Origin of the sequence: Oculatella sp. LEGE 06141, from assembly GCF_015207605.1 — a bacterium.
Classification (GTDB): Bacteria; Cyanobacteriota; Cyanobacteriia; order Elainellales; family Elainellaceae; genus Oculatella.
Genome location: NZ_JADEWO010000007.1, coordinates 164916 through 189602 on the forward strand (window position 1 = coordinate 164916; position 24687 = coordinate 189602).

Genomic DNA, 24687 nt, shown 5'->3' on the forward strand with positions numbered 1-24687 from the left:
ATGATCAGATCCTGTTGCGATCGCTTGAAGAGGTTATACTCCATGCGCTGAAAGTTGGTAGTCCTCCAAATTGGGAGAATGCACCCGACGAGTTTCAGTCAGATTTGGCCGCTCTTGACCGATTGGAAGATGAGGCTCTATGGAAGGTTGCCACAGGTCATAAAACTGAGGAGGATATAGCACAGCATTTCGAGTTGTTGGAGCGTAACAAGGAACATACTCTTACTCCATCAGAGCAAGTGGAGTTGGTAGAACTGCGATCGCAGGCAGATTTTTCATGTTATACAAAGCCCATGCTGCCGCTCTTTTACGTTGGCGTGGTGTGTTCCCCATCCCTGATCGCTTGTGTCTGCCTTGACGGTGAATATTGAGACAGCAACGACTAGCCATCGCAATCGGCTGGTTGTGCCAATTACTGGCGATACGAAGCAGTTCTCCCTTCGGAGTAAACGCCTCACTCTCCATAAACAGTCATTTCACAACTCAGAGGAACCATATCTCCAGTCATTGTCAATCCCAACCACATGGGTTGTTGTGGACGGATCAGTTGACCTGTAATCACACATTGCTGTTCTTGCTGGGCAACAGCCCTAAACGTCGCTCGAATATCTGATATGGAAAACATCGAGGGGTAGGAGGGCAGTGTGGAGACGTTTTCCTTTGGGGGTAATTGCCAACTCCCGTCATGTCGTAACTCGTCTGGTCGCACCTGTCGTTCCACAAACCGCCAGAGTACGTCTCGGATGAGGGTCTGATACCCCTGCTCTCCGGAGATTTCCCGCAATCGCTCCTTCAGTTCCGCTTCTAGTCGGATACTTGTGACCTGCATTTCCGAAGTGCTACCTCGTTTGGGTGTATTCATAACCAACGCCTTAATTTTTCTAAAAGAGTGGACAAGTCAATACTACAAGTGTAGTATGTAGACATCCAGAATTGTAATACAAATACTACAGCCTTCCATGATACGCATCCTCACCCCCTTAGCCAGCGCCATGCAGTGCCAACCCCATTCAGGTTCGGGCAGAGCATTGGCGTTGTTTTCGTTTGAGGGAACGTATCGATTTAACGGCGGTAAATCCGTCAGCGAAGGCATTGATAGCAACATCGCCGAATGGCTCAATCCGGATCTACTGGCTAGCAGCGGGAGGTGCAGGGCAATCCTGACACCGACATAGGGAAAAGCATATCCACTTCCCCAACCCCCGCTCCTGGTCGTCAGAGGCGGGGGGTTATTTTTTGAGGAGAAAACTGATGCAAACTCAGCAGCGACAGAAAATTCCAATACTCCAAAACCAGGTCGTAGTGTTCTCTAAGAACTACCTGCCCCTGGCACGGATCAACCTTAAACGGGCGATCGTACTCCTGGTCACTGGACAGGCAGAGACCCTGGAGTTCAGCAGCACCCAGCAATGGGAAGTTCGCTCTCCCAGTGTCGTACTACAAATCTCAGATCACATCCGGTTGACGAGCTGCAATCCAGAGCGGCATTGGAAAGTCCCTCCCGTGAATCGTCGGGAAGTCTTCCGGCGCGACAACCACACTTGTCAATACTGCGGCAGCACCAAGCGTCTGACGCTGGATCACGTGGTTCCCCGCTCGAAGGGCGGAACCCATACCTGGGACAACGTGATAACCGCGTGCGAGAAGTGCAATTCCAGTAAGGGCGATCGCCTTCTACATGAAACCGGAATGGTACTCAAAACCAAACCCAAAGCACCGATGCATCCTGCGATTGCGTTCGCTGAGCTGTTCTGGAAAGAACAGCACCCTGTTGACACCTGACCTCAAGCCAATAATGGAGGCAAGACCGATGTTGAAGCTGAACTACACCGACGTTGGGCTGTACATGGAGCGAACCATGACCAACCCCGAACTGTTGATTGCCCAACGAGTGCTTCTAGCAATGCGGCTAGGGCGATCGCTCCATATCGAACCCAGTCGAGCCTCCTTTCTGCTGCCTGCTGATATTCCCCAACTGAAAGTGCTGGAGATGGCGCTGCACCGGGAGTACGGCTCAGTAGTCACCCTCATTGCTGTAGATGAGGAGTATGTCGAGGTCGGAATCAGCGGAAGCTGGATTGCCGAGGACAAGGACGCTCACGAAGGGATGTTCCTGACTGTGATGAGCGATCGAATTGAGCGTTTCATCTACAAGCTGTGGCAGATGAGCGAAGCCCACATTTCCTCTCCAGCATAGTGAGTAGATCCAGCGGGAGAGAGCGATACAAGTATTTTCTGAGAGTCGTTCTCTCCCATCTCAAAAAAAGTTGTAGTACCCCCTTGACACCTTGTAGTATGCTGTATTACATTTGTAGTATGAGATGAAACACAGAGGAGCGAATCCAATGAACACTCACTCCCTCACTAAAAGCAATGGTCACTTGAAGCTCTTTGAGTTATTACCTACTTATGTTTCTGGCATTTCCACGCCACTTCAAGACGACTCACCAAATCAGGGAAATTCATCTTTCACTCAGTACAAACAAAAGCGACAGAACATCCAGCAAATCTATTATCTGGAACGGCGTTGCTTCCTCTAATTCCTGCTGATTCATCAGCCAGCCTGAACCTTGAAAACTTCATAAATGCCACCTTTGGGGGTGTAGCTTAGTGGCTCAAAGCAGTCGCCTGTCGAGCGAAAGATCGTGGGTTCAAATCCCATCTCCCCCGTTTTGTAGCATCGTGGACGTAGCTCGCTTCCCGAAGGGTATAGAGAAGTCGCCGTGCCTCTCAAGCATGGAGAAGCGGGTGCAACGGCTCGGCTGAGCTCGCCGAACGCCTCCCGTCGATGCTTCCAATGAGGGTGTAACTCAGATGGACAGAGTGCTTGTTTCCGAGACAAGTGGTCACAGGTACCGCTCCGCGGAAGCAAGCTACGATCCCTGTCATCCTCGCTCGTGGGAACGGATTGGCATCACTTGCTCCGAAACCAACAAATGGACGGTTGCAAGATTGGGGTACCCTCCGGGAAGGCAAAGCCTACAATTCCCCACGTTTCCACCAAATCTCCAGGTCGCCAAGTGGGAAGGTGTTGGTCTGCAAAACCAACTAGCGAGAGTTCGATTCTCTCCCTGGAGTCCAATCATTGCAGTGTCACCTAACGGCTAAGGTACTCGGCTCATAACCGAGGATATGTGGGTTCGACTCCCACCACTGCGACCAATGCACAGATAGTGTAACGGCAGCACAAGGGTCTCCAAAGCCTTTTGTCCGGGTTCAAATCCTGGTCTGTGCGTTCTACAGTGTGCCCTCATCCGAGAAGCCTACATACTGGTCACTCGCCTGAACAGCGAAGTAGGTTCGATTCCTACAGCCTCCGCTAACCCTGGAGGCTGAAAAAACAGCTTCTCAAACTTGCACGCCGTAGAAATCTCAAAGTTTGGTGCCGTAGGCAAATTGGTAAAGCCACAGGTCTTTCAATCCTGCGCTTGCGGGTTCAACTCCCGTCGGCACTGCCAAATTCGACATAGGTCGGCTCGCCTATCAGCGTGGGCAACTGTCTGTAAAACAGCCGCTTCTTGCGTTGCAGGTGCGACTCCTGCCCGACCTACCAATTATGGAGAGTAAATCGATCAGGCGAGCAACTTCGTTGAGCTTCGCTAACGGCGCTGTTTGCTAAACAGATGGATGAACAATTGTGGTTCGACTCCACTGCTCTCCGCCTCTAAGAACGTGGTGTAACTGGATGAACACATCGGTCTACGAAACCGTTCGCGTAGCGTGGCGTAGCCATAGAGTGAAGGTTCAACTCCTTCCGTTCTCGCCAATGATGGAGGGCACTGCTGAATGGTCGGCAACTAGTCTTGAAAACTAGGGTAGTCCTTGGGCTAGGGGTTCGATTCCTCTGCTCTCCGCTTGTGGGACGTTGGTGAAGCTGGTGCTCACGTGCCGCTGAAGACGGCGAGAAGGCAGTTCGTTCGCGAAGCGTCTCCTTCGGAGAATCCTGTCACTTCCCACTCATTGCCCCGTAGCTCAGTGGCAGTAGCAGTCGCCTGTTAAGCGAACGGTCGCAGGTTCAATCCCTGTCGGGGCAGCCATTTATTGCAGGATGGACGATTGGCAAGTCGCTCTGACTCTGAATCAGAGAGAGGTTGGTACCCTTCGGGAAGCAAGCTACGACCCCAACTCCTGCATCCATTTCAATGCCCTGTGGTGAAACTGGCATCCACGTCGCTCTTTGAAAGCGAAGTTTCAGGTTCAAACCCTGGCGGGGCAGTTGGGAGGTAAACAGTCGCCTGGGTCAATCCCCTGTATCCCTCCCATTTCTCACTCCTGTAGCCCAATCGGAAGAGGCGGCTGTCTCAAAAACAGTCTTGTGCGGGTTCAAATCCCACCAGGAGTACTAATCATGCTGCTGTAGCCCAATTGGAAGAGGTGCTGGTCTTAGAAACCAGAGGTTGTGGGTTCAAATCCCACCAGCAGTACCAGGCATCGGGATGTAATTCAGTGGTCAGAAGCCTTGGTTTGGGACCAAGGAGTCGTGGGTTCAAATCCTACCATCCCGACCATTTGCCCTTGTGACGGAACCGGAATACGTGCTGGCTTCAGAGACCAGATTTTGTGGGTTCGAGTCCCACCAAGGGTACTGTGCTCCCGTGACGGAACTGGAAGACGTGCTAGGTCGAGAGCCTAGATTGTGCAGGTTCAAATCCTGTTGGGAGTACCAAGCACCGAAGGCGGAAGTGGTGGACGCGCACGCCCGATAAGCGTGTTATTAGCAGGTTCGACTCCTGCTCGGTGTACCAAATATCTGAGTGTAGTGCAGTGGGAGCACGTCGGTATGCCTACGGCAGGCTTCGCCAACGGGGAACCGGAGGTCGTAGGTTCGATCCCTACCACTGGTGACCCTTCGGGTCGTTGGCAGAGCGGATATGCAGCCGCCTTTTAAGCGGAGAGATCCAGGTTCAACCCCTGGGCGACCCATGTTCAACTTTAAGTTGAGCAAGTCACAAATGGGCTATTAGCTAAGCGGTAAAGCAGCCGCCTCTTAAGCGGAAGAGCGTAGGTTCAAATCCTACATAGCCCACCAAACATACCCCTGTGACGCAACTGGCAGACGTAGCCCGCTTAAACCGGGATTGGTGCAGGTTCAAATCCTGTCAGGGGTATGCGGAGATGGAGCAACAGTGGCTCGGAAGGTTCATACCCTTCACATCAGTGAGTGCAATTCTCACCTCCGTCACCGGATGCTGGTGTGGCTCAACGGTAGAGCAACTGTCTTGTAAACAGTCGGTTGCAGGTTCAACTCCTGTCACCAGCCCCAGAATGCGAATGTGGTGCAGCGGCAAGCATCCCTGGCTTCCAACCAGGAGACACGAGTTCGAGTCTCGTCTTTCGCTCCAAATCGTGCGGGTGTGATGTAGTGGCAAGCATCTGAGTGAGCCACACTCAGCGCATGGGTTCGAGTCCCATCACTCGCTCTCGTAGTCCTGTAGCTCAACGGTGGAGCATCTGTCTTACAAACAGAGGGTTGCGGGTTCAAATCCTGCCGGGACTACCAACTTGTGGGAGTGTCGCCTAATGGAAAGGGCATCGATCTTCTAAATCGACTGGTGTAGGTTCAATTCCTACCACTCCTGCCATTTGTTTAAGGCATTGCCACTTGGCAATCATGGGTCTGTAGCTTAACTGGGAAAGCGTCTGCCTTGCAAGCAGAAAGATGTCGGTACCGCTTCGCGGAAGCAAGCTACAAATCCGACCAGAATCCACCAATCCTGGGTCTGTAGCTCTAGTGGCAGAGCGCCTAAACCACCTTGTACCCTAATCAGCAAAGCTTACATACTAACTTCCTGTTAAGAAGCGAAAAACAGCTTTGTGAACTTGTACGAGGGATGAGTGCAATTCTCATCGGGAGGAGATCGGTTCGATTCCGGTCAGATCCACCTATGGTGTCTAAAGTCGAAGTGGTCGAGACGCTTGCCTGTGAAGCAAGTCATTAGCAGGGTTCAAGTCCCGCTAGACACCCCTTCTGGAAACTGCGGCTGAAGGTCAGCAACCTGTCTCGTAGCTTGCTTCCCGAAGGGTAAACAGACGTGCAGTAATGCTGTAGAGGTTTCTCCTAACGGAGACGCTCCGCGAACGATTCCTCCAGTTTCCGCTCTTTGGAAGGTGCGGCTGTGTGGACGGCAACTGGTTTGGAAGACCAGAGGATAGTTTAACGCTATCCGAGGTTTCTCCATGCGGAGACGCTCCGCGAACGACTCCTCCTCCTTCCGTTGTTTTATCGGTTAGCAAGAGGTGATAGTAATGGTACATATTCGATTTGAAGGGCGATCGCTCGACCTAAACGAAACTCAATTGGGAATCACAAGAGGTATGAGTGATGTCGCTGTCAAGGAGCAGGTTTCGAGACATTTGGATGTCAGTACTAATCGGCTTTCTGCATATGTAGTCGATCGCCGCCCCAGTGGTGATTTGATCATTCGCCCTGAAGCGGTTTACGGTTAACTACTTTCACTTCGTGCCCTGACTGAAAAAGCTTACATACTAGCTCAGTGGTAGAGCGCTTTCCTTATAAGAAAGGTGTCGCAGGTTCGAGTCCTGCTATGAACAACAGCTTTCTCAACTTGCATGAAGTGATTTATTTCGGTGCTAAATTCAGTCCATCCTTCAATTCGCCCTTTCGCTCCCAAATGGAAGGTTTTCTCATGCATCACCTTCTGCTGACCTTAACCCAGACAGCCCATCCTGAGGCGGCGATCGCCCTCCAACAAGAGTTACGGTCGTTGGTGGTGGTGGAAGATGACTTTGGTGCAGTGCAAACTGTTGCCGGAGTTGATGTGGGATTTGAGGATGATGACCGGGTTGCTTGTGCCGCGATCGCCGTCCTTCGATTTCCTGACCTGACGCTTCAGGAATCCGTAATGATTCGCCGTCCCACAACCTTTCCCTATGTTCCAGGGTTGCTGGCATTCCGGGAAGTTCCAGTGGTGATGGAGGCGTTGGCAGAATTGAAAACGAAACCGGATCTGCTGCTCTGTGATGGCAATGGTTATATTCATCCACGTCGCTGTGGTTTTGCCTGTCATCTTGGTATTGTCAGTGGTCTACCCTCGATCGGTGTGGCAAAAACACCTTACCTGGGAGAACATGAACCCCTCGCAGAGCATCGAGGCGCATGGCAACCGATTCGAGATAGCGGAGAAGTCATTGGAGCGATCGTTCGCACACAGTCGAATATCAAGCCTGTTTATGTCTCCATTGGACATCGGATTAGTTTGAACAGTGCGATCGATTTTGTTCTGAAATGTGCCCCCAAGTATCGTCTTCCTGAAACCACTCGTCAGGCAGATCAACTCTCAAAAGGGCATACAAAACCTGTCTCTGCAATCTGAAAAAAGACACGAGATTGGCATTGGCAATGAAATTTATCCGAACTGGAGGTGAGGATCATGAAGCGAAACCATTCTCATAACACCAATCTAGATAACGATTTGGAAGACCTCAACGACCTGCAATCTTCTGCTTTTGAACCCTCTAGCAAACGTCGTCGAGGATATCCATCAGAGACTGCTGTCAAACGAGGACATCGCATCGTTCACGGTGATAAAGAACTTCAGGAGAAGCTGGGTAACAATGATTTGTGCCCCTGTGGTTCTGGACGTTCCTTTCAAGCGATGTTGCCGTAACAGTGGTAGATATGACGGTAGTTTACGCAGCCACTACTTTTAGGCAATAGCCTCACCCATTTTCACTTTCACTGGCAGTTGTTGCCGCGCCCCGATCGCAGAAGCTTACATAACTCTCCACCCAACAAAGGTGCGTATCTGGAGGGATACGCTGCAAGCCTGAGACCGATAGCAGGCAAAACTGAAGGGATAAAACCTTCAGCCAAGCTTCTGTAACTTGCGCGGTGACTCTTCACCGTTGCGTGCAACATCTGCCTCCTCATTCATCGATAACTAGAGGAGGTTCTTATGAACAACACTGAACGCGATTTGCGCCTGGAAATGCTGAACAGCTTGCTGACTACACCTCACCGCAAGCTAGAGCAGGTGGCAGAAATCCACCAACTGATCGTCGAACTTGACCCGATCTTCTACGGACACCTGGCAGTCTGGTATCAGCGCAATGGTGATGTGCGTGACCACAAGGAAGTGTTTGTCGCTCACCTGCTAACCAGCCATTTGACCGAACACCGTGATGCTGGCTTCGTCATGCTGCAAGAGTTTCCACCTTACCAGGTAGCTCGTGTAGTGGACTTCATGAAGCAGCACCGCAATAAGCTACCCCGTTCCGCTCGGACTGCCGTACAGCGGTATCTGAAGGTGCGGGAGAGCAATCCTGCCCTGTTCGATCGCGCGGCACTGCGGGGACGCAAGGCAATGAAGCACCTGTACGCATCGTTGCACATCAAGCCCAATGAGCGGGCAAATGCAATTCTGTTCCGTGACCAGCCTCCGGTTGGTTCGCTGGCAGACGTGCTGAAGCAGCTTGCGAAGGCTGAAAGCGCCGCAGAACAGGCGCGGTTGATTGTCGAGTTTAAGTTGCCCTATGCGATCGCCATCGGTGCCGTCAAGCAACTGACTCCCACGGTGCTGGTGGCGTTAATCAACAGCATGACTCCACAAGAAGTGATCAACAACCTCAAGTCCTTAAAGGCAAGAGGCGCAATGGATCACCCAGAGGTGAAGGCGTTGATTGATAGCAAGCTGGATGAAGCATCCAAGAGTGCAAGAGTTGCGGCATTCAAAGCACAGGTTGCAGCCGATGCAGCGGATCTCGATGAGGATACTCTTGCTCGGTTGGAGACGGTAACGAATGAGCAGGTAAAACGGCGTGGTGTCATTACCCGTCCGACTGCACTGTTCGTAGACAAATCGGGTTCGATGGAGAATGCGATCGAGCTTGGGAAGCGACTTGCTGCCCTGATCTCTGGCATCACTCAAGCAGATCTGTTTGTCTACGCCTTCGACAACATTCCTTATCCTGTCACTGCTCAGGGTAAGGAGTTAACCGACTGGGAGCGGGCATTTCAGCACATCAAGGCTGGGGGCGGTACGAGCATTGGTGCGCCGCTGGAAGCGATGCGGAAGAAGCGGCAAGTCGTTGACCAGATTATTGTCGTGACGGATGAAGGTGAGAACGCGGCTCCCTACTTCGGTGAGGTGTACAAGACCTACTGCCGGGAGTTGGCAGTCATGCCCAATGTAGTAATCGTCCGTGTGGGTGGTTACTGCAACTGGTTAGAGAGCCAACTGAAGGGACAGCAGGCACCTGTAGAGACATTTACCTTCGCAGGAGACTACTACAGCTTGCCCAACCTGGTTCCGCTGCTGACCCGCCCTTCTCGTCTGGAACTGCTGATGGAGATTCTGGACACACCGCTGCCTATGCGATTGGATAAGTAGGAGTAGAATAGGGCATTACTCTTGAAAATATAGAAGTAATGCCCAATACACTTCGCATAACAGGTTAGACGTGAAGAATTAGCAAACTAAAAAGCTTTTAACTATGACGTTTATTAACTATTTCAAGCATCATGAGTACGTACTGGAGAAATTTTGGCTTGATTACTTGGGAGGTCGATATGTTGGTCGTGGAATAATGACTTGGAAACCAGAGACAGGATTTCACATTGAAGCTCCTCTCAAAAGACAAAAGTTGCCTCAACCTGGAATAGTTGAATTAGGTAAAGTAGGTATCGTGGGGAAAAATAAGACTTCCTCGATTCGCATGAAGCCGTGGTACTGTGACTGGGCGTTTTCCCCAGCAATACCTCTTGTTGATCGTGAAGATATACTAACTCAGCACCGATTCTCCACTAATTTAAACAGTGCTATCTTTCTGAATACTCATGACCATATCGGTCATTCATTAAAATATATAGGTTCCTCACTCTATGAAATCAAAGATGTCGATTTTTTATTTGATTTTGTGACCAGAGGAGGAGTTGAGGTTGCCGATCATTTCCTCAAATCAAAAACTCGCGATTTAAAGGGTATTTTTCATCAAGGTGATCAGGGAGAAGAAATAAAAGGGTATTTAATTGATGATAGATACCTGGAACTCTACTGGCAATTTCCTAAAGCTATTTTTTCAAAGGAATACTGCTGGAAATGGTCAGAAGCTGTTCAATTTTCCTTATCCATTCTTCTTGGTCAAACAGTCAATCTACTTTGTAGAGAGTTAACTTTTGGAAATAGAACTCGTTCTGAGTTTAAGAAGAAGCAAGATATAAGATCTCATGGTTTACTACGTCTTTACTATCATCAGTATGGTAAGGACGAAATCAAAGCAACCAAAATCTATTTTTTAAAGCTTACAAATTTTCTCGCTTGCAAGTCTCAAGGTGCAAGTATTTGTATTAATGTCTTAAAACAAGTTACGGAGGCATCTCAGCAGAAAAATTGGCAGACACGTGAACTACTTCTTTCTACTGTTCTTGAAGCAGTACTGAGAAATATTGACAATCAACCCTTTCAAGTGAAGAAAGGGGAAGCTAAATCTTGGAATGTAGGCAAAAGCCTAGAGAAATTCTTTCAAAAACATTTATCCTCTGACATATGGCAACAGTTTTGTAAGCGAGTGATGCAGGAGCACACTTATTTACGCGATCGTAATGCACATCCAGATTGGCTGTTTAACCAGGGTGGGGCTTTATCAGAGGAGGAAAAAGAAAAAGCGTTAGATAGCATGATCTTTCTAAGCCGATTCTATGGCTATATAATCCTGTCTCTTGCCGGAGTTGAAAATTTAGAGCCAGTGTTTCCTCGACCTCATCAGGACTGGGGAGCCACTATTACTCTACAACCACCCATGCTTAAGCAGGAATTTATTGATAGACCCGATGACTTGATGGAGTAAGTGCATTTGAGAAATTGATCAGTGAATGTGTCCAAGTAGCATAGATTCGCTCAACCACAGGAGGTGATTGTCATGAGCGACATGAAGAAAGCGTATGAGGTGGCAGCGATCGCCCTTCAGGAATCCTTACCTCGTAAGCGGTAGCATCTCATGATCTCCTGTGTGCCTTAACTTGCAGAGCCTACGCACGAGTACGACAGCAATAGATTAATAGAAGTGGAGTAGCGTCATGGACAAGACGCGGCAGATCAAAATTAGTAAATACCTGAGCAAACATCTGCGGCACGCACCAGAGCGACTGGGGCTGACTCTGGCGATCGGGGGTTGGGTGAACGTCGATGATCTGTTATCTGCCTGTGCTGCCCACCAGTTTCCTATCACTCGTACCGAGTTGGAGGAAGTCGTCGCCACCAGCGATAAACAGCGATTTTCATTTGATGAAACCAAGACTCGGATTCGCGCCAATCAAGGACATAGTGTTGAGGTTGATTTAGAACTACAGCCGCAAATTCCACCGGATGTGCTGTATCACGGAACAGGTAAACAATCGGTGCCTGCAATTTTACAATCAGGGTTACTCAAGATGTCACGGCATCATGTGCATTTGTCTAAGGATGTAGAAACGGCTCGAAAAGTTGGAATGCGGCATGGTCGTCCGGTAATTTTTGCGATCGCTGCTGCCAGTATGCACCAGACAGGATTCATGTTTTACTGCTCCGATAACGGGGTCTGGCTCGTAGACGAAGTTCCTCCGCAATATTTAGAGGTGATGAGTATTCAAAACTGAGGATATCGAAAATGCAACTCCATCGATTTGATAGCGTTAAGGAATTTTGGCAATGCGCTCAAAATTATCTGCTGCAATACGAGGCAGAGCACAATGCGTTACTGGGTGTTTTGCACACGCTGTTACATTATCCAGAGCGTTATCCTGAACCACCCTATCTGGCACTGGTTCAGGCAGATGACCAGATTCTCGCGATCGCCATCTGCACGCCTCCAAATAGTGTACTGCTGTCTAAAGGACAGGATTTGAATGCCTTAAACCTCATTGCTCAAGATTTACAACACGAGCAGCTACCAGGGGTTGAAGGTCTAGTCGCCGAAACTGAAACGTTTGTGCAAATTTGGCAAAATCTCACTGGACAATCCTATCAACAAGGAGTTGAGTCAAAAATCTATCAGTTAACCCAGGTAGAGCCTGTAACAACCGTTAAGGGGTATCTCAGGCTGGCAACACCAGACGATCGCCCCTTGTTGTTAAAGTGGGTTGCTGCATTTAATTCTGAAATTGACATTGTTAGCGATGCTGAAATTGAGCGGAGAGTAGAGGTTGAGTTGAAGCGACAGAGTACCTACCTGTGGGAGGATGGCGTTCCCGTTTCAATGATTGGCGGTCGGCAATTTTCCTCAACATCCGCTCGGATTGCCCCCGTTTACACTCCCCCTGAACACCGTCGTAAAGGCTATGCAACGGCTGGTGTTGCTGCCTTAAGCCAAAAGCTTTTGGATCAGGGGTGCGATCACTGTTTTCTATTCACTGATTTAGCCAATTCCACTTCAAACGCTATCTACCAAAAAATCGGTTATCGACCCGTTTGTGACTGGCATGAATATTCATTCAACCTCAAGGAGTAATCATGACAATTTACTTTTACGTCGAGCGAGAAAAACCTTACGGTTGCTTCTCCAATTTTTCAGCACATGGCTTCATGCTGGATGAGTTGTATTGGGCAACGAGTGAGCATTACTTCCAGGCACAGAAGTTTGTTGGTACTCCCTATCTAGAGAAGGTACGACAGACTAAAACGCCTAAAGATGCAGCGAACATGGGTAGGAACCGCTCTCTACCCCTTCGCTCTGACTGGGAACAGGTCAAAGATGATGTCATGCGGAATGCTGTACTACAAAAGTTCAGAACCCACGCAGACATTCGAGAAATTTTGCTGATAACTGGAGAGGAAGTGCTGGTGGAGAACTCCCCGATCGATTATTACTGGGGTTGTGGCAAAGATGGCAGTGGCAAAAATAAACTGGGGCAGATTTTGATGGAGGTGCGTGAGGTTTTACGCAATGGAGATTAGCTTCAAACCTGTTGAACTCTCGGATATTGACACTGTTCTAATATTCATTCAGGAGTATTACGACTACGATCACCATTCCTTTGAAATGCCCCAAACTCGGACTGCACTAGAGAACCTCATCCGCCATCCAGATCGGGGACGAGTATGGTTCATTTGTCGAAATACAAAACCCGTTGGTTACACTGTCCTCACATTAGGCTATAGCCTGGAATATTTAGGACGGGACGCTTTTGTTGATGAAATTTATGTTCGGGAAAGCGATCGCGGACAGGGGATCGGGAGAGCGACCTTTGAATTTCTAGAAGAGGTTTGCCGTTCACTGGGTGTAAACGCCCTTCACCTGGAAGTTGAACAGCACAATACTAATGCTCAACAGATTTATCGTAAGTTGGGGTTCATGGATCACGAACGTTATTTGATGACACGCTTGTTACCTGAAGACCAGCCTTGAGAGGTTGCTATGACTGACATCCACAAGCTACTGAACCAAATTACTGGTGCTGAAGCACAACTGCGATCGCACCAATTTCTTGCACCCTGCGTCAAGGGTGGACGAGTTCGCACACGGGTTGCGGGGATGGTTCACACTTTCACTCCTAAACCTCGTCAGTTTGAAGGATGGGGCATTTTTCAACCTGTGGATGAGCAGGGGGCAACGTTGCTCGAAGCGGCAGATTTACCACAGATTTTGGCTTACTTGCAACAGTTTCCAACCATCCGACTACGGTTAGCTCACCGCTTACAAAATCAAAGCTGGCTAGCGTATCCAATCAATGAAGCGGATATGCGGCAACGGTTTAAGATGGTCAAGCCTGTACCTGTGCATTTGGTGACAGAAGGCATTGCCTTTGAGCAAATCCTCGCTCGCTGGAATGGCAACTCCTGCTGGTTTGGGGAGGTCGATCGCCGCGCTGACCCTGCGATCGCCGAAACCCTCCAATCCAATCTCGAGCAGTTGACTCGTGTGGAGGAATTGCAGTTTAAGGGGATGACTCCAGAAATGCGATCGCTCTACGAGTTAGCAACTCAGCAAGTAGAAGGGTTTGCCCAACCCCAACGAGATGAAAAGCAACTGCGCCAAGCTCTCAAGTTGGGCGGGGGTGAACTGCACCAGTTTCAGGATCGGGGTGATTACTGGACAGTGGACTGGACAACCTCAGATGGCGTTCGTCATACCAGTGCGATCGCCAAAGATGACTTGACTGTAGTGAGTTCTGGAATTTGCTTGAGCGGACGCGATCGCGACTTCGACCTGCAATCGTTAGTGGGTGTGATGGAACACCGGGAGTGGTGAGACTATGACCATCTTTTTTCATGAGCAGCTTTACCGGACAGATTCAGTGATGGCAAAGCTGAAGCAGTTCCCTGTGACTATTTGTGGCGCAGGAGCTTTGGGCGCAAATCTGGCTGAGAACTTGGCTCGTGCTGGTTTTGGTAAACTCAGGGTGATCGATTGCGATCGCATTGAAGAACGCAATCTCTCTACGCAGCCCTACTATCGCTCAGATGTTGGTGCATTCAAAGCCAAGATTTTGGCGAATAACTTATATCGGGCGATCGGAACCAAGGTAGAAGCGGAAACCAGAGAACTGACTGCGACAAATGCGGCTCAACTACTCAAAGACAGTGGGCTGATCGTAGATGTCTTCGACAACAGCATCTCTCGTCAAGCGGTGAAGGATTATGCTGATAGCACTGGAACGACCTGCTTCCATGCTGGACTTTCTGCCGACTATGCAGAAGTCATCTGGAATGATGTTTATCGAGTTCCATCTGATGTCAATGATGATGTCTGTGATTATCCACTCGCACGTAATTTAGTGATGCTAACGGTAGCTGTGGTTTGTGAGGCGATCGTTTCTTTTGTTGCCACAGGAGAACAACGGCACTTCACAATTACACTGAAGGATTTGAGTGTTCAATCTCTCAATCTGTAACATCCGATGGTGGCTGGACTACTCCCCATAGACCGTCACCATCACTTTGCGCTGTCGGGCTTTGACATCACATTCCAGATGAAAAATCTGCTGCCACGTTCCCAGAACCAGCTTGCCCTGCTCGATGGGTACGGTCAGAGAGGGTCCAAGCCAGGTTGCCTGGAGATGGGAATGCCCGTTGCCATCATGCCAGGTTTGCTCATGTCCGTAGTCTCGACTAGGTGGAATCACCTTGTTTAGCAGTTCAGGTAAGTCTCGTTGAAGCCCTGGCTCAAATTCAATGGCACCAATTGCGCCTGTGCTGCCCACATTAAACACATTCACCATTCCCGTTCGGATGCCTGCTTTTTGGACAATTTGGCTGATCTGTCCAGTCAAATCATGCATATCCCCGTGTCCTTTCGTTGGCAGGCTAATGTATTCCTGGTGAACCATATTCTTATCCTCTTCAAACTGAAATTTGCCTTTCAGACATTGATTGTACTGATATACCCAATGGCGAGGCTGCATCGGATGGCGCTTGAAATCCAGAGAATTCGATATTTGCCCACCCAGGAGTTTACCGAAATACTGGCAGAGAGCAAGATGGCTGGCTTTCGCGCAATCGAGCGCCTTGTTACTGACTGGGAAACAGGCATCAATCGCTTCGATCGCCCAGGAGAAGCATTGTTCATTGCAAGGCAAGGCGATCGCATTCTTGGCGTTTGTGGGTTAAATCGTGATCCCTACATCGACTCCAGCCAAATTGGACGAGTTCGACGGTTATACGTGATGCAGGACAGCCGCCGTCAGGGAATTGGGCAAATATTAGTCTACCAGGTTATCGAAGTAGCAAAGTTCAGTTTCAACCGACTCCATGTTCGCACAACGAATCCTATCGCGGCTCAGTTCTATCAATCACTTGGTTTTATGCTTTGTCATGATGAATCTGCAACCCATACCCTAAATCTAACAACGACTCACTCAGATCGCTCTCTACAATAAGAACTGAATGATCGGCAATTGTGGCAATTGAGGTAAGAGCCAAATGTCTGCATCGCTTGTGGAAAGGCATATTGTGGCAATGGGTGGTGGTGGTTTCTCGATGGAACCCGATAATCCTCTTCTGGATCAATACATTCTTGGGTTGGTTAATAAAGCGCAGCCCAAAGTCTGCTTTCTACCAACGGCTGGAGGAGACAGCGATCGCTACATCGTCAAGTTCTACTCTGCTTTCTTGAAATTTCCCTGCCAACCGAGCCATCTTTCCCTATTTAATCCTCAAACCCTTGACCTGCGGGGCTTTCTGCTGGAACAGGACATTATCTACGTGGGTGGTGGCAATACCAAAAATTTAGTTGCCCTTTGGCGTGAGTGGGAGTTAGATCGCTTTTTGAAAGAAGCGTGGGAAAAAGGAACGATTCTGTGTGGCTTAAGTGCCGGTTCATTGTGCTGGTTTGAATCCGGTGTGAGTGATTATCCTGGGAATGGTGTTCTGAAGCCGCTTAACTGCTTGGGATTTCTTCAAGGCAGCCATTGCCCTCATTACGATGGAGAAGCAAATCGCAGACCCACTTATCATCAACTGGTGGCAGAGGGACTCCTGCCAGATGGGTATGCAGCCGATGATGGTGTTGGCTTGCATTTCATCAACGGGACACTGACAAGGATTGTGAGTTCTCGACCCCATGCAAAAGCTTACCGTGTGGAACGGCAGGATGGGAGTGTTCAGGAAACCGTGCTGGAACCAACTTATCTCAGAGGCTGAAAATAGAAGCTATGCCCTTTCCAGCACACTTTCTCCCTCAACAAACTGAACGACTGACGCTGAGGCGATTTATTGAAGCTGACCTCGATCGCTTCCTTGCCTATCGCCATGATCCGGTTGTTGCTCGGTTTCAGAGTTGGTCAATGCTATCAGAGGATGAGGCGATCGCTTTCATTCATGAAATGAGTACAGCCCCAATTGGAATTCCGGGGGAATGGTTTCAAATTGCGATCGCCCTTCAACTATCCAATCAGCTAATTGGTGATATTGGGATACAGGTGAGTGAACACGATACGAGAACAGTAGAAGTTGGGTTTACGCTACATCGAGAAGAACAAGGTCAGGGCTTTGCGAGAGAAGCCATTCAATCATTACTTTGCTCATTATTTGAACTTGGGAATATTACTAAAGTCATTGGTATTACAGATAGCCGCAATTATCCATCTATCAATCTTCTGACACGATTGGGGATGAACTTAGTCAGTTCTGAAGAGGTTGTATTCAAGCATGAATTATGTGTAGAGCAAACATTTGAATTAAAGAAGGAAGACTGACTGTTGCATATAGCCCTTAGTGGTGCAGAGAAGTCCTGAAAGGCTTGCTGTAGCGAGCGTCTTAAATGAGACGGGGATTAGCTGAGGAGGGGCGTTTCATGAGACGCTTAAGTTCCCCAACTCAGAGCAAATCTCATGGAAACACCCCTCTTGTATCGTCAACTGCAAGACCAATTGCGTCAATGGGTCACGCCCAAAGACCAACGGCACCTCCAAGGGTTCGCTGAAATTCTTGCTGCTATTTTGCAATCAGGAAGTGCCTGTTTGGGCAAATGGATTCCCTATCTCAGTCATCGCGGATGCCAAGCTCGTGCTCATTTAGAGCGTTTGAGCTACTTCCTGCACAACCAACAGATCACACCTGAGCAGTTTTATGAACCGATGCTGCGTCATGTTCTGTCCGCGTTTGCCGGAGCGTCTGTATTATTGACCCTCGATACCAGTATGCTGTGGGATCAATTTTGCCTGATTGAGGTCTGTTTCGTTTGGGGAGGACGTTCCTTGACGCTGGCTCAAGTTGTGATTGAGCACGGCAGTGCAACGGTGGGCTCAATCACTATCAGAGCGTCCTTCAGTGCGCTAAACGGGTCTTGCCTCCCCAGGCTCAGGTGACCCTACTGGCAGACCGGGGCTTTGAGCATGGCAACCTGATTCATTGGTTAGGGCAACAGCATTGGTCATGGGCAATCCGAGTGAAGTCGGATTTGAAGGTGACTCTGGCGAACGGTTGCACACAATCGGTTGAGCAACTCTTGCCGGGCGAAGAGCAGGCGTATCTGTTTGAGAACGTGCAGGTTCTAGATGGAATTGCGTGTCATCTGGTCACCGCTAAGGCGCTAGATACTAAAGACGCTTGGGCAGTGTTGTCTGACCAACCCCATTCCCTACAAACCTTTGCGCTCTATGGCAAGCGATTGGGTGGCATTGAACCTCACTTCAAGGATTACAAGTCCGCAGCCTTTGGCGTGTTGCACTCAGGCTGACGCAATGCCCAAGCCCTTACCTGCTTATTCATGCTGCTTGATTGTGCTACTCTCATTGCTTTGATGGTGGGCATGCTGCTGGTGCAATCAGGGGAGCGTTCATGTCTTGACTGGCATGGAGAACGAGGCTTAAGTTTTCTGCAACTCGGTCTACGGCAACTCGCTCGTCTCTGCTATAAGCGATTGTCTCTGCCCAAACTCTCGGCATTACCCAAAGATAATCCGCCTCCTGCGTGTGCTTCTCAGCGTAAACGTGATGCGTTAGATTGCCGGATTGAATTCTCCAAAGTTGTTAGATTCTCATGATGAGACTACTCTGAGTTTTCTGCACCACTAAGGGCTCGGCTCTTATCTCCCATCTTTGGCAAAGCTCTCCGCTCATCGGCTGTCAAATCTACGAGAAACGGTAGCTTTGCTTTGATCGTAGCGACAGTAGCCAGCACCGCATCTCGATCGCTTTGAGTCAAGGCTGCACTAATTGGAGTAATGGGCATAGTAGGTTGCTCCCTAAAAAGTAGTTTTCTTGAGAGTTCCCAAACTTCAACCCTCAGCTATGTTCATTCGGTCGGCCTGGTGTTCCAAATTCGTCGGGTAGCTCATCTGATGTGATCTGTAGAATCTCAAGGAGCTTTTTATACTGAGCGGGAGTTAGCTTAGGTTGCGATCGCCCTGCCTCCCAGTTTCTTACCGTTGTCTCAGTTACTCCCAACGCATCCGCCAACTGCTGTTGAGTCAAAAAGCGTTGCACTCTGAGTCTCATCAATGGCGATCGTTCGGGCTTGCTTGTCATCAGGTGTAAAAGAGTTGACGATTTCCGTAAATTGATTTACGTTTTTAGTGGCATAAATAGAGAAGCAGTAGCAACTCAACAGGCAAAAGCTCTTGAGAGTTAACTGCTCCTTATCAGTTTGTCATTATTACGCAATCTTCCACACAGACCGCTCAGCAACAGAGCAAAGATTTACCTGCTCAGAAATGAGTAGTAGTTTTTGCTGTTGAAAAATCTGCTGAGAGACCGTTTATGCGATGCACAAGTAGCACTCGCTCAAATTTTCAATGCTTTCTTATCCAATGCTTTACCGTGATCGGATTTGTCCCTGGTGTATTGTTCAACTCTTGCCAAATGCCCGTACCATAATCGTTAAACGATTTCGTCAACGTAATGATGCAGAGGCTCACATGAAATTGCTTCGTCAAATGAAGCCTGATGCAAGTTATCAGATCATGTTTGATGCACAACGGGAAAATGATGAGTGAGCTTATACTTGGGCGTATCTTTTCTTTAAAGTGAGAAATACTCGATACTCCTGGAGGCTGCACCCAAAAAAACTGTACATTCTGATTTCTACGCTTCAGCTACTTTGCACGAAGGTGACTGACAGTAATAAAACAGCGACATGATCGTGCGAATCTTGAAAAAAGCAGATTCTAGCGACATGATTGTGCCAATCTATCCTGAAACTGCCAAAAAATGCCGAAAACGACATGATCGTGCGACGAGCGACATTTATCGTGCGACCGTACACCTTCGCCCTACAACAACAAAAGGCGGCACCCAGATTCGAACTGGGGGTGGAGGTTTTGCAGACCTCTGCCTTACCACTTGGCTATGCCGCCGTCTTCAGACACAATAGTATAACAAATTTAGGGAATTGTCGTTGGCGATCGCCCCTCAAATGCAAACTGATTTACCACCGCTATTTCACTCATTCGGGTGACGCAGTGATAAAAATCACTCAAGATCCTGCTTTCGATCTTAATTCCCTTTTGTGCCTAGCATTACGCTAAATCATATAATAGCAGCCAGTTTGAACTGGAACGTCTATATTTTGCTCTTCAGGTATGCTTCTGTACTCTAGCTATGCAAAGTCCAGTTCAATCAACATGAGGTATTTATTGGCTTAGCATCTAAAGTCGAACAACATCTCACCCGATATTGAAATTGACTATCTCTACATAGCAGAGTTCTGAACGTTGGTCAGCCAATCTCTGTCACCCCCGATGTTGCATTATGTCCCAATCTCCCCTCATCGTTGCCCAAATTACAGATACCCATCTGTTTGCCGATGAACGCCAAACGCTATTAGGTATTTCGACAACACAATCCCTTCAGGCCGTTCTCAAACGACTTAAAACCCTTCACCCCCAGCCCAATATCGTACTGCTTACAGGCGATCTGTCACAGGATGAAACGCCTCAATCATACGAACGCCTACGAGACTGCATTGCCCCACTCAATATCCCAACCTATTGGATTCCAGGAAATCACGATCGCCCTCACACAATGCAGTCGATCCTAAACACAGGCTGTATTTCTGCTGAAAAAAGCGTTCAAGTTCAAGGATGGCGCTTCTTGCTACTAAATTCAGCGGTGCCTGGACAGGTTCACGGACAGCTTTCTGAAGACACGTTAACCTGGCTAAATCAAGAACTGCAACAGCACCCCACAACGCCAACTGTAGTCGCTCTGCACCATTCTCCTCGACCGATCGCGTCCGATTGGATGGATGACATCAATCTGCATCAGCCAGAAGCGCTGTTTGCCGTACTCGATCGCCACCCTCAAGTGAAAACCGTGCTGTTTGGTCATATTCATCAAGAGTTTGCCGACCAGCGACAGGGAGTTCGCTACTTCGGTTGCCCTTCTACCTGCGTGCAGTTCAAACCCAAGCATTCTGACTTTGCCGTAGCCCAAGAAGGCCCGGGGTTTCGCTTACTGGAACTGCATCCAGACGGCAGCTACAGCACAACGGTAGAACGAGTAGCCTATAGTGCGGAACTGGATCTGACCGCCTCTGGATACTGAACTTGTGGATGCCATTGCTTGAGCTGGTCGCGCCACCGTCGAACAGCACCTTGCAGCGACGACGACAACCACGTTTCATATTGGGGGTAAACGGGCAAACGCGGAGCCAGGTGCCAGCCTGCTTGCTGCAATACATTCGCCAGTCCGGCATCATGCGGATGGGGATAATCTGGGTTGACTTCATCTTTGGGACCAATGCCACCCAAGTCAGTTGCCCCGGCAGCAAGGCATTCTAGCAAGTGGGAACTTGAAAGCAAGTTGGGAGGAATTTGCAGAGCAATGCTGGGGACAAGAACCTGACGAGCGATCGCCACAACTTCTACCAGTTCTTGGGGTGAGAAAGCAGCCCCTTGCCACTGCTGCTGTTGTCCAGGGCTATGAGGCTGTAAGATCACTTCCTGGATATGACCATAGCGTTGATGAGTTTGGGCGATCGCCTCCAGGGTATCGATCCGGTCTTGCGTGGTTTCGCCCAAACCCAGCAGCAGCCCGGTTGTAAACGGAATGCCCAACTCGCCAGCCCACTCTAACTGCTGAAGCCGCAGGGCTGGAACTTTACTGGGGGCATGGCGATGCACCGTCTGTTGCAAGGTAGGGGTTAGTTGCTCCAGCATCAACCCCATTGAGACGTTCACCGTTTTAAGGCGAGCCATTTCTGCATAGCGCAATGGCCCTGCGTTGGTATGGGGCAAGAACCCCATCGTCAGCGCTAACTCGCACAAATCGTAAATGCGCTCAAACCAGGGCGATCGCTGTGGATGCTGCGGATGTACTTCTCCACTTAAAATTAATATCTCAATAATTCCTTGAGATTGAAGAGGTTTGAGCGCCGCTTCTGCCTGTGCCAGAGTCAGCCATGTATCCTGACCTGGCTCAACCCGAAAATTACAATACGCACAGCGGTTGAAACACTCGTAGGTGGGTACCAATGTAAAAGCAGGACTATAGGTAATGATCTTGGAGCCAATGAGCATAATCAACTGTCAGGGAACCTGAAGAAATAGGGCAGGCATATTAGCTATGCCTACCCTATCTAAGGTTGCCGACTCTCACCGATTTTTAAAGGGACATTGGCTAAAGTTGTCCTATATATTCTGTCTTTAATTAATCGGCTGTCAAACCGTCCTCTAAAGCACTACCACCTTCTCGAATCCCTGAAAGCTACGCTTTTTAGCGTAAACATTCTTGACATGGGTTTTGACCGTATTAAGGCTGATCTGTAATATCTGAGCGATCTCCTGGTAGGTATGCTCCTGACGCAACAGCGCCCAGATTTCTGCCTCGCGATCGGTCAGATCATACTTCTGCTGCTCCAGGCGCAGTTCTTCGTGCAAGATCTCATTGCAGTCTTTTAGAAGCAAGAGAATAATTTGACGGTGGTTGGGAAATGTCGCCAGGTTACGGTTTGGCTTGAAGGAAAACCAACTCGCCCGAATTCGTACCGTTAATCCTGGCGAAGCCTGACATTCTACGATTAAAGGACGCGTTTCAGAGAGCGGTTGCCTGGTCAATCGCTGGCATGTTTCAGCCAGAACGCTTGGAAGACCTGGATCAGAGTCCTTGCTACCTGCCATCTTCTGGCACAACTCTTTTGCCTTAAGATTCATCTGAATCAGCTTCAGGCTGCGGGTCATCACCACTACACCGTCGGGCAGCAGATCCATCAAGGTTTCCCAAAACAGGTCTGTGACCGCAGACTCGTATAAGCGACTCTGTAGGGGCATGGCTTTAAAGGCAGCATCTCGCTCTGAGGCTGGACTGGAAACAAGTTGCTCGAAGGAAGCACTTGCCATTGAAAACGACTCGGAAGAGTTTGGGGAATGACGAACTGTCATGGGGCTTGTCCCTCAACTTTGTTACGTCATTATTGTTCCCAAAGCCAGTGAAGTAGCAATGAGCAAGATGAAAGTTACTCCAGTACGGGGAACTTGAGCCATGTGCCCTGAAGAAGGGTGAAGCGCCCTGAAACAGGATGAAGTTTTTTAGTGCTGAACCTCTTCCAACACCAGGAACAAAATAATATACTGACGAAACAGACCCAAAACTTCATCCATAGACTTCCCTATATTGAGCCAATGGACGACGCGAACCTAGGTCTTTCTACGTAAATCGAGGGAAACCACCTTCACGGTTTATGTAGGTCACTAGTTTGAATGAACGTTGCACTAAGTATGCGTGCCCGGTGCTGATTGCATTTTCAACTGAACAGCTTCAATGTAGACTCACCCATTTGTGTAGTCTTTGAGTACTGTTTGGATGGGGCGATCGCATTGGGCTAGTGTTCCAGCCCTCTTTGACCCCAACGTAATGAACCACTTAAATCACGTTTCTAGAGCGAACAGGTTGGTTCCCAATCTGCCTGCGCCTCAAGAAACACTCAACCCCAGTAGCCTCGATCGCTGGTTCTCAGCAGAGCAGCAGCGTACCTATGTGTCCACATTGATCGAGCGCGGAGGACTAACCCGCAGCCGAGCTGAATACTTTGTGCGGTTGTGGGGTTATTTGCTGCTCAAACAGCAGGTTGAAACCGGCGGTAGCCTCTCTCAACCTTTGACCCAGCTTCAGCCCCTGCAAGATTTTGTTTCCTGCACCCATCGGGAAGCGGCTGAACTGTTTTATGGCCACAAAGACCGGGGCAGCGATCGCGCCGCAGGTCTGATGATCGATCGGTTAATTGCACTTGGCCTCTTGGAAAAGCGGTTTGATGGGCAGACCCTATGCATCCGAGTCCGATCGTTACCAGAATTAAAACTACGCGATTTGCCCAAACCGACAGAGCCAATTCGCTTACAAACCGACCAATTTAATCCCCGCACAGATGCAATTCCGGTTGCCAATCTCATTATTGGTCATTATGCAGAGATCATCCGAGACATAACGCCAGCCGCAGCGACTCGCAAGATTGCTAAATTTTTGCGGGCATGGGCACAGGAATATCCCACTTGTATGCGAGTGCTGCGCCGTTCTGACAATCTCAACCCCGTGGCTATTAGCACCCTCTACCCAACCGATAGCGCCTCTGAAGAAAACTTCTTTTTGCCGCCCAGCAGAAGCTTTTTCCTGACGCAGCCCGGTGATGCTGATCCTTACAAGATGGCGGTTCCAGGCGACTTAGAATGCACCTCTGTTTTTGTCCGCACCTGGATTATTGATACGTCATATATGCAGGGAGACCATATCTGCCAATTTCTTGAAGATACTCAGCAAACCTTGATACAGATGCAGCAAGACTTTCCCAATCTTTGCGATCTGTACTCAATGGTGATTCATCCAGTGCATGAAAGTTTGCGTCAGGCACTTGGCTTTCAGAAAACCTTGCAAGAACCACAGCGGCCGTATTACTGGATTTATCTGGGAGTCGATCGGTTTCTCGCTCAGGACATGAAGCAAGCGGTACTCAGCCTGCGAACCAGTTCAGTCCAACCAGAATCGTGAGGAATTGTTTCACAAACTTTACAAAAGTCAACGAAGCAGTTAAGATTAAAACCATAGGTAAGTCAATCAACTTACCGCTATCATTCTCTCGTTTAACTTTGTCGTTCAACGAAAAGCACTCATGACAACAACGATTCAACAGCGCGAAAGCGCCAACCTGTGGGATCGGTTTTGCGAGTGGGTCACCAGCACCGATAACCGCCTGTACGTAGGCTGGTTCGGCGTTCTGATGATCCCCACCCTGCTCACCGCCACCACCTGCTTCATCATCGCCTTCATCGCCGCTCCTCCAGTGGACATTGACGGCATCCGTGAGCCAGTCGCTGGTTCCTTGA

28 protein-coding genes, 28 tRNA genes and 2 pseudogenes are annotated in these 24687 nt (G+C 49.1%); 50 read left to right on the forward strand and 8 right to left on the reverse strand.

Annotation, left to right across the window (positions count from 1 at the left end; genetic code table 11):
* Positions 1 to 14 precede the first annotated feature (14 nt).
* Entirely contained in the window at positions 15 to 371 is a 357-nt protein-coding gene (locus IQ268_RS07665; protein WP_193877179.1) for a hypothetical protein, read from the forward strand.
* An 83-nt stretch (positions 372 to 454) separates the two neighbouring features.
* On the opposite strand, the gene IQ268_RS07670 is transcribed toward IQ268_RS07665, so the two are convergent.
* Positions 455 to 862 carry a hypothetical protein gene (locus tag IQ268_RS07670; protein WP_193877181.1) on the reverse strand — a complete coding sequence of 136 codons (408 nt, stop codon included), beginning with the start codon at positions 860 to 862 and terminating at the stop codon, positions 455 to 457.
* 97 nt (positions 863 to 959) lie between these two features.
* On the opposite strand from IQ268_RS07670, the gene IQ268_RS07675 reads away from it, so the two are divergent.
* From IQ268_RS07675 to IQ268_RS07815, 30 genes are all read left to right on the forward strand, one after another.
* Complete coding sequence (locus IQ268_RS07675; protein ID WP_193877183.1) at positions 960 to 1175, forward strand: hypothetical protein; 216 nt, start codon at positions 960 to 962, stop codon at positions 1173 to 1175.
* A 76-nt stretch (positions 1176 to 1251) separates the two neighbouring features.
* Complete coding sequence (locus IQ268_RS07680; RefSeq protein WP_193877185.1) at positions 1252 to 1782, forward strand: HNH endonuclease; 531 nt, start codon at positions 1252 to 1254, stop codon at positions 1780 to 1782.
* Positions 1783 to 1810: 28 nt separating this feature from the next.
* Entirely contained in the window at positions 1811 to 2197 is a 387-nt protein-coding gene (locus IQ268_RS07685; protein WP_193877187.1) for an alr0857 family protein, read from the forward strand.
* Between the two features lie 148 nt (positions 2198 to 2345).
* Positions 2346 to 2540 carry a hypothetical protein gene (locus IQ268_RS32145; RefSeq protein ID WP_228035170.1) on the forward strand — a complete coding sequence of 65 codons (195 nt, stop codon included), beginning with the start codon at positions 2346 to 2348 and terminating at the stop codon, positions 2538 to 2540.
* Positions 2541 to 2596: 56 nt separating this feature from the next.
* A tRNA-Asp gene (locus tag IQ268_RS07690) sits at positions 2597 to 2670 on the forward strand.
* Between the two features lie 129 nt (positions 2671 to 2799).
* A tRNA-Arg gene (locus IQ268_RS07695) sits at positions 2800 to 2894 on the forward strand.
* A 112-nt stretch (positions 2895 to 3006) separates the two neighbouring features.
* Positions 3007 to 3081: transfer RNA gene (locus IQ268_RS07700), tRNA-Cys, on the forward strand.
* Positions 3082 to 3086: 5 nt separating this feature from the next.
* Positions 3087 to 3162 (forward strand) — tRNA-Ile (locus IQ268_RS07705).
* 2 nt (positions 3163 to 3164) lie between these two features.
* Positions 3165 to 3235, forward strand: a tRNA-Trp gene (locus tag IQ268_RS07710).
* 146 nt (positions 3236 to 3381) lie between these two features.
* Positions 3382 to 3458 (forward strand) — tRNA-Glu (locus IQ268_RS07715).
* A 10-nt stretch (positions 3459 to 3468) separates the two neighbouring features.
* Positions 3469 to 3553, forward strand: a tRNA-Tyr gene (locus IQ268_RS07720).
* A 218-nt stretch (positions 3554 to 3771) separates the two neighbouring features.
* Positions 3772 to 3854: transfer RNA gene (locus IQ268_RS07725), tRNA-Ser, on the forward strand.
* Between the two features lie 107 nt (positions 3855 to 3961).
* Positions 3962 to 4037: transfer RNA gene (locus tag IQ268_RS07730), tRNA-Asn, on the forward strand.
* Positions 4038 to 4143: 106 nt separating this feature from the next.
* Positions 4144 to 4216 (forward strand) — tRNA-Gln (locus IQ268_RS07735).
* Between the two features lie 52 nt (positions 4217 to 4268).
* Positions 4269 to 4342, forward strand: a tRNA-Leu gene (locus IQ268_RS07740).
* Between the two features lie 8 nt (positions 4343 to 4350).
* Positions 4351 to 4427 (forward strand) — tRNA-Leu (locus tag IQ268_RS07745).
* A 5-nt stretch (positions 4428 to 4432) separates the two neighbouring features.
* A tRNA-Pro gene (locus IQ268_RS07750) sits at positions 4433 to 4508 on the forward strand.
* A 3-nt stretch (positions 4509 to 4511) separates the two neighbouring features.
* Positions 4512 to 4585, forward strand: a tRNA-Leu gene (locus tag IQ268_RS07755).
* 4 nt (positions 4586 to 4589) lie between these two features.
* Positions 4590 to 4666: transfer RNA gene (locus IQ268_RS07760), tRNA-Leu, on the forward strand.
* Between the two features lies 1 nt (position 4667).
* A tRNA-Ile gene (locus IQ268_RS07765) sits at positions 4668 to 4745 on the forward strand.
* 106 nt (positions 4746 to 4851) lie between these two features.
* Positions 4852 to 4923: transfer RNA gene (locus IQ268_RS07770), tRNA-Lys, on the forward strand.
* A gap of 31 nt (positions 4924 to 4954) precedes the next feature.
* Positions 4955 to 5029, forward strand: a tRNA-Lys gene (locus IQ268_RS07775).
* 5 nt (positions 5030 to 5034) lie between these two features.
* Positions 5035 to 5108: transfer RNA gene (locus tag IQ268_RS07780), tRNA-Leu, on the forward strand.
* 80 nt (positions 5109 to 5188) lie between these two features.
* Positions 5189 to 5263: transfer RNA gene (locus IQ268_RS07785), tRNA-Thr, on the forward strand.
* A 4-nt stretch (positions 5264 to 5267) separates the two neighbouring features.
* Positions 5268 to 5342, forward strand: a tRNA-Gly gene (locus IQ268_RS07790).
* A gap of 6 nt (positions 5343 to 5348) precedes the next feature.
* Positions 5349 to 5420: transfer RNA gene (locus tag IQ268_RS07795), tRNA-Gly, on the forward strand.
* A gap of 5 nt (positions 5421 to 5425) precedes the next feature.
* A tRNA-Val gene (locus IQ268_RS07800) sits at positions 5426 to 5500 on the forward strand.
* 6 nt (positions 5501 to 5506) lie between these two features.
* Positions 5507 to 5582: transfer RNA gene (locus IQ268_RS07805), tRNA-Arg, on the forward strand.
* A gap of 31 nt (positions 5583 to 5613) precedes the next feature.
* Positions 5614 to 5711, forward strand: a tRNA-Ala gene (locus tag IQ268_RS07810).
* Between the two features lie 177 nt (positions 5712 to 5888).
* Positions 5889 to 5964 (forward strand) — tRNA-His (locus tag IQ268_RS07815).
* On the opposite strand, the gene IQ268_RS07820 is transcribed toward IQ268_RS07815, so the two are convergent.
* Positions 5946 to 6179: a hypothetical protein gene (locus IQ268_RS07820; protein WP_193877189.1), complete on the reverse strand. Its 234-nt coding sequence runs from the start codon at positions 6177 to 6179 to the stop codon at positions 5946 to 5948. The two genes, IQ268_RS07815 and IQ268_RS07820, sit on opposite strands and share 19 nt — an antisense overlap.
* 67 nt (positions 6180 to 6246) lie before the next feature.
* On the opposite strand from IQ268_RS07820, the gene IQ268_RS07825 reads away from it, so the two are divergent.
* The 12 genes from IQ268_RS07825 to IQ268_RS07880 all read left to right on the forward strand — a co-directional run bounded on the left by IQ268_RS07825 (position 6247) and on the right by IQ268_RS07880 (position 14827).
* Positions 6247 to 6447 (forward strand): hypothetical protein, encoded by a 201-nt coding sequence (locus tag IQ268_RS07825; protein ID WP_193877191.1) that lies wholly within the window; start codon positions 6247 to 6249, stop codon positions 6445 to 6447.
* 41 nt (positions 6448 to 6488) lie between these two features.
* Positions 6489 to 6549, forward strand: a tRNA-Ile gene (locus IQ268_RS07830).
* Positions 6550 to 6647: 98 nt separating this feature from the next.
* Positions 6648 to 7334: a deoxyribonuclease V gene (nfi, locus tag IQ268_RS07835; protein WP_193877240.1), complete on the forward strand. Its 687-nt coding sequence runs from the start codon at positions 6648 to 6650 to the stop codon at positions 7332 to 7334.
* A gap of 57 nt (positions 7335 to 7391) precedes the next feature.
* A complete protein-coding gene (locus IQ268_RS07840; protein WP_228035172.1) occupies positions 7392 to 7628 on the forward strand; it encodes an SEC-C metal-binding domain-containing protein in 237 nt (78 codons plus the stop codon).
* Positions 7629 to 7916: 288 nt separating this feature from the next.
* The gene (locus tag IQ268_RS07845) at positions 7917 to 9350 is read left to right on the forward strand and encodes a hypothetical protein (protein ID WP_193877192.1); all 1434 of its coding nucleotides are present in this window, start codon (positions 7917 to 7919) and stop codon (positions 9348 to 9350) included.
* Positions 9351 to 9453: 103 nt separating this feature from the next.
* Entirely contained in the window at positions 9454 to 10806 is a 1353-nt protein-coding gene (locus tag IQ268_RS07850) for a hypothetical protein (protein ID WP_193877194.1), read from the forward strand.
* Between the two features lie 229 nt (positions 10807 to 11035).
* Positions 11036 to 11593: an RNA 2'-phosphotransferase gene (locus IQ268_RS07855; protein ID WP_193877196.1), complete on the forward strand. Its 558-nt coding sequence runs from the start codon at positions 11036 to 11038 to the stop codon at positions 11591 to 11593.
* Positions 11594 to 11604: 11 nt separating this feature from the next.
* Positions 11605 to 12444 (forward strand): GNAT family N-acetyltransferase, encoded by an 840-nt coding sequence (locus tag IQ268_RS07860; protein WP_193877197.1) that lies wholly within the window; start codon positions 11605 to 11607, stop codon positions 12442 to 12444.
* Between the two features lie 2 nt (positions 12445 to 12446).
* Positions 12447 to 12890 (forward strand): NADAR family protein, encoded by a 444-nt coding sequence (locus IQ268_RS07865; protein WP_193877198.1) that lies wholly within the window; start codon positions 12447 to 12449, stop codon positions 12888 to 12890.
* Entirely contained in the window at positions 12880 to 13341 is a 462-nt protein-coding gene (locus IQ268_RS07870) for a GNAT family N-acetyltransferase (RefSeq protein WP_193877199.1), read from the forward strand. The genes IQ268_RS07865 and IQ268_RS07870 overlap by 11 nt, the downstream gene beginning before the upstream one ends.
* A gap of 9 nt (positions 13342 to 13350) precedes the next feature.
* On the forward strand, positions 13351 to 14184 hold the full coding sequence (locus IQ268_RS07875) for a hypothetical protein (protein WP_193877200.1): 834 nt from the start codon (positions 13351 to 13353) through the stop codon (positions 14182 to 14184).
* A gap of 4 nt (positions 14185 to 14188) precedes the next feature.
* A complete protein-coding gene (locus IQ268_RS07880) occupies positions 14189 to 14827 on the forward strand; it encodes a ThiF family adenylyltransferase (RefSeq protein ID WP_193877201.1) in 639 nt (212 codons plus the stop codon).
* Positions 14828 to 14845: 18 nt separating this feature from the next.
* On the opposite strand, the gene IQ268_RS07885 is transcribed toward IQ268_RS07880, so the two are convergent.
* The gene (locus tag IQ268_RS07885; RefSeq protein ID WP_193877202.1) at positions 14846 to 15262 is read right to left on the reverse strand and encodes a secondary thiamine-phosphate synthase enzyme YjbQ; all 417 of its coding nucleotides are present in this window, start codon (positions 15260 to 15262) and stop codon (positions 14846 to 14848) included.
* Between the two features lie 60 nt (positions 15263 to 15322).
* On the opposite strand from IQ268_RS07885, the gene IQ268_RS07890 reads away from it, so the two are divergent.
* From IQ268_RS07890 to IQ268_RS07905, 4 genes and pseudogenes are all read left to right on the forward strand, one after another.
* Positions 15323 to 15811, forward strand: a complete 489-nt coding sequence (locus tag IQ268_RS07890; protein WP_228035173.1) for a GNAT family N-acetyltransferase — start codon at positions 15323 to 15325, stop codon at positions 15809 to 15811.
* A 43-nt stretch (positions 15812 to 15854) separates the two neighbouring features.
* Entirely contained in the window at positions 15855 to 16574 is a 720-nt protein-coding gene (locus IQ268_RS07895) for a peptidase E (RefSeq protein WP_193877203.1), read from the forward strand.
* Between the two features lie 11 nt (positions 16575 to 16585).
* On the forward strand, positions 16586 to 17128 hold the full coding sequence (locus IQ268_RS07900) for a GNAT family N-acetyltransferase (protein ID WP_193877205.1): 543 nt from the start codon (positions 16586 to 16588) through the stop codon (positions 17126 to 17128).
* Between the two features lie 135 nt (positions 17129 to 17263).
* Positions 17264 to 18417 (forward strand): annotated as a pseudogene (locus IQ268_RS07905) (transposase).
* A gap of 5 nt (positions 18418 to 18422) precedes the next feature.
* Here IQ268_RS07905 and IQ268_RS07910 read toward each other — a convergent pair.
* From IQ268_RS07910 to IQ268_RS07920, 3 genes are all read right to left on the reverse strand, one after another.
* Entirely contained in the window at positions 18423 to 18605 is a 183-nt protein-coding gene (locus tag IQ268_RS07910; protein ID WP_193877248.1) for a hypothetical protein, read from the reverse strand.
* 53 nt (positions 18606 to 18658) lie between these two features.
* On the reverse strand, positions 18659 to 18901 hold the full coding sequence (locus IQ268_RS07915; protein ID WP_193877207.1) for a helix-turn-helix transcriptional regulator: 243 nt from the start codon (positions 18899 to 18901) through the stop codon (positions 18659 to 18661).
* Between the two features lie 756 nt (positions 18902 to 19657).
* Positions 19658 to 19728, reverse strand: a tRNA-Cys gene (locus IQ268_RS07920).
* A 394-nt stretch (positions 19729 to 20122) separates the two neighbouring features.
* Here IQ268_RS07920 and cpdA point away from each other — a divergent pair.
* The gene (gene cpdA / locus IQ268_RS07925) at positions 20123 to 20917 is read left to right on the forward strand and encodes a 3',5'-cyclic-AMP phosphodiesterase (protein WP_193877209.1); all 795 of its coding nucleotides are present in this window, start codon (positions 20123 to 20125) and stop codon (positions 20915 to 20917) included.
* Here cpdA and cofG read toward each other — a convergent pair.
* Together cofG and IQ268_RS07935 are read right to left on the reverse strand one after the other, a co-directional pair.
* A complete protein-coding gene (cofG, locus tag IQ268_RS07930; protein ID WP_193877211.1) occupies positions 20878 to 21891 on the reverse strand; it encodes a 7,8-didemethyl-8-hydroxy-5-deazariboflavin synthase subunit CofG in 1014 nt (337 codons plus the stop codon). The two genes, cpdA and cofG, sit on opposite strands and share 40 nt — an antisense overlap.
* Before the next feature lie 153 nt (positions 21892 to 22044).
* Complete coding sequence (locus IQ268_RS07935) at positions 22045 to 22752, reverse strand: helix-turn-helix transcriptional regulator (protein WP_228035174.1); 708 nt, start codon at positions 22750 to 22752, stop codon at positions 22045 to 22047.
* A 406-nt stretch (positions 22753 to 23158) separates the two neighbouring features.
* On the opposite strand from IQ268_RS07935, the gene IQ268_RS07940 reads away from it, so the two are divergent.
* Complete coding sequence (locus IQ268_RS07940) at positions 23159 to 24352, forward strand: hypothetical protein (protein ID WP_228035175.1); 1194 nt, start codon at positions 23159 to 23161, stop codon at positions 24350 to 24352.
* 121 nt (positions 24353 to 24473) lie between these two features.
* Positions 24474 to 24687: pseudogene (locus IQ268_RS07945) on the forward strand (photosystem II q(b) protein); the annotation flags it as partial.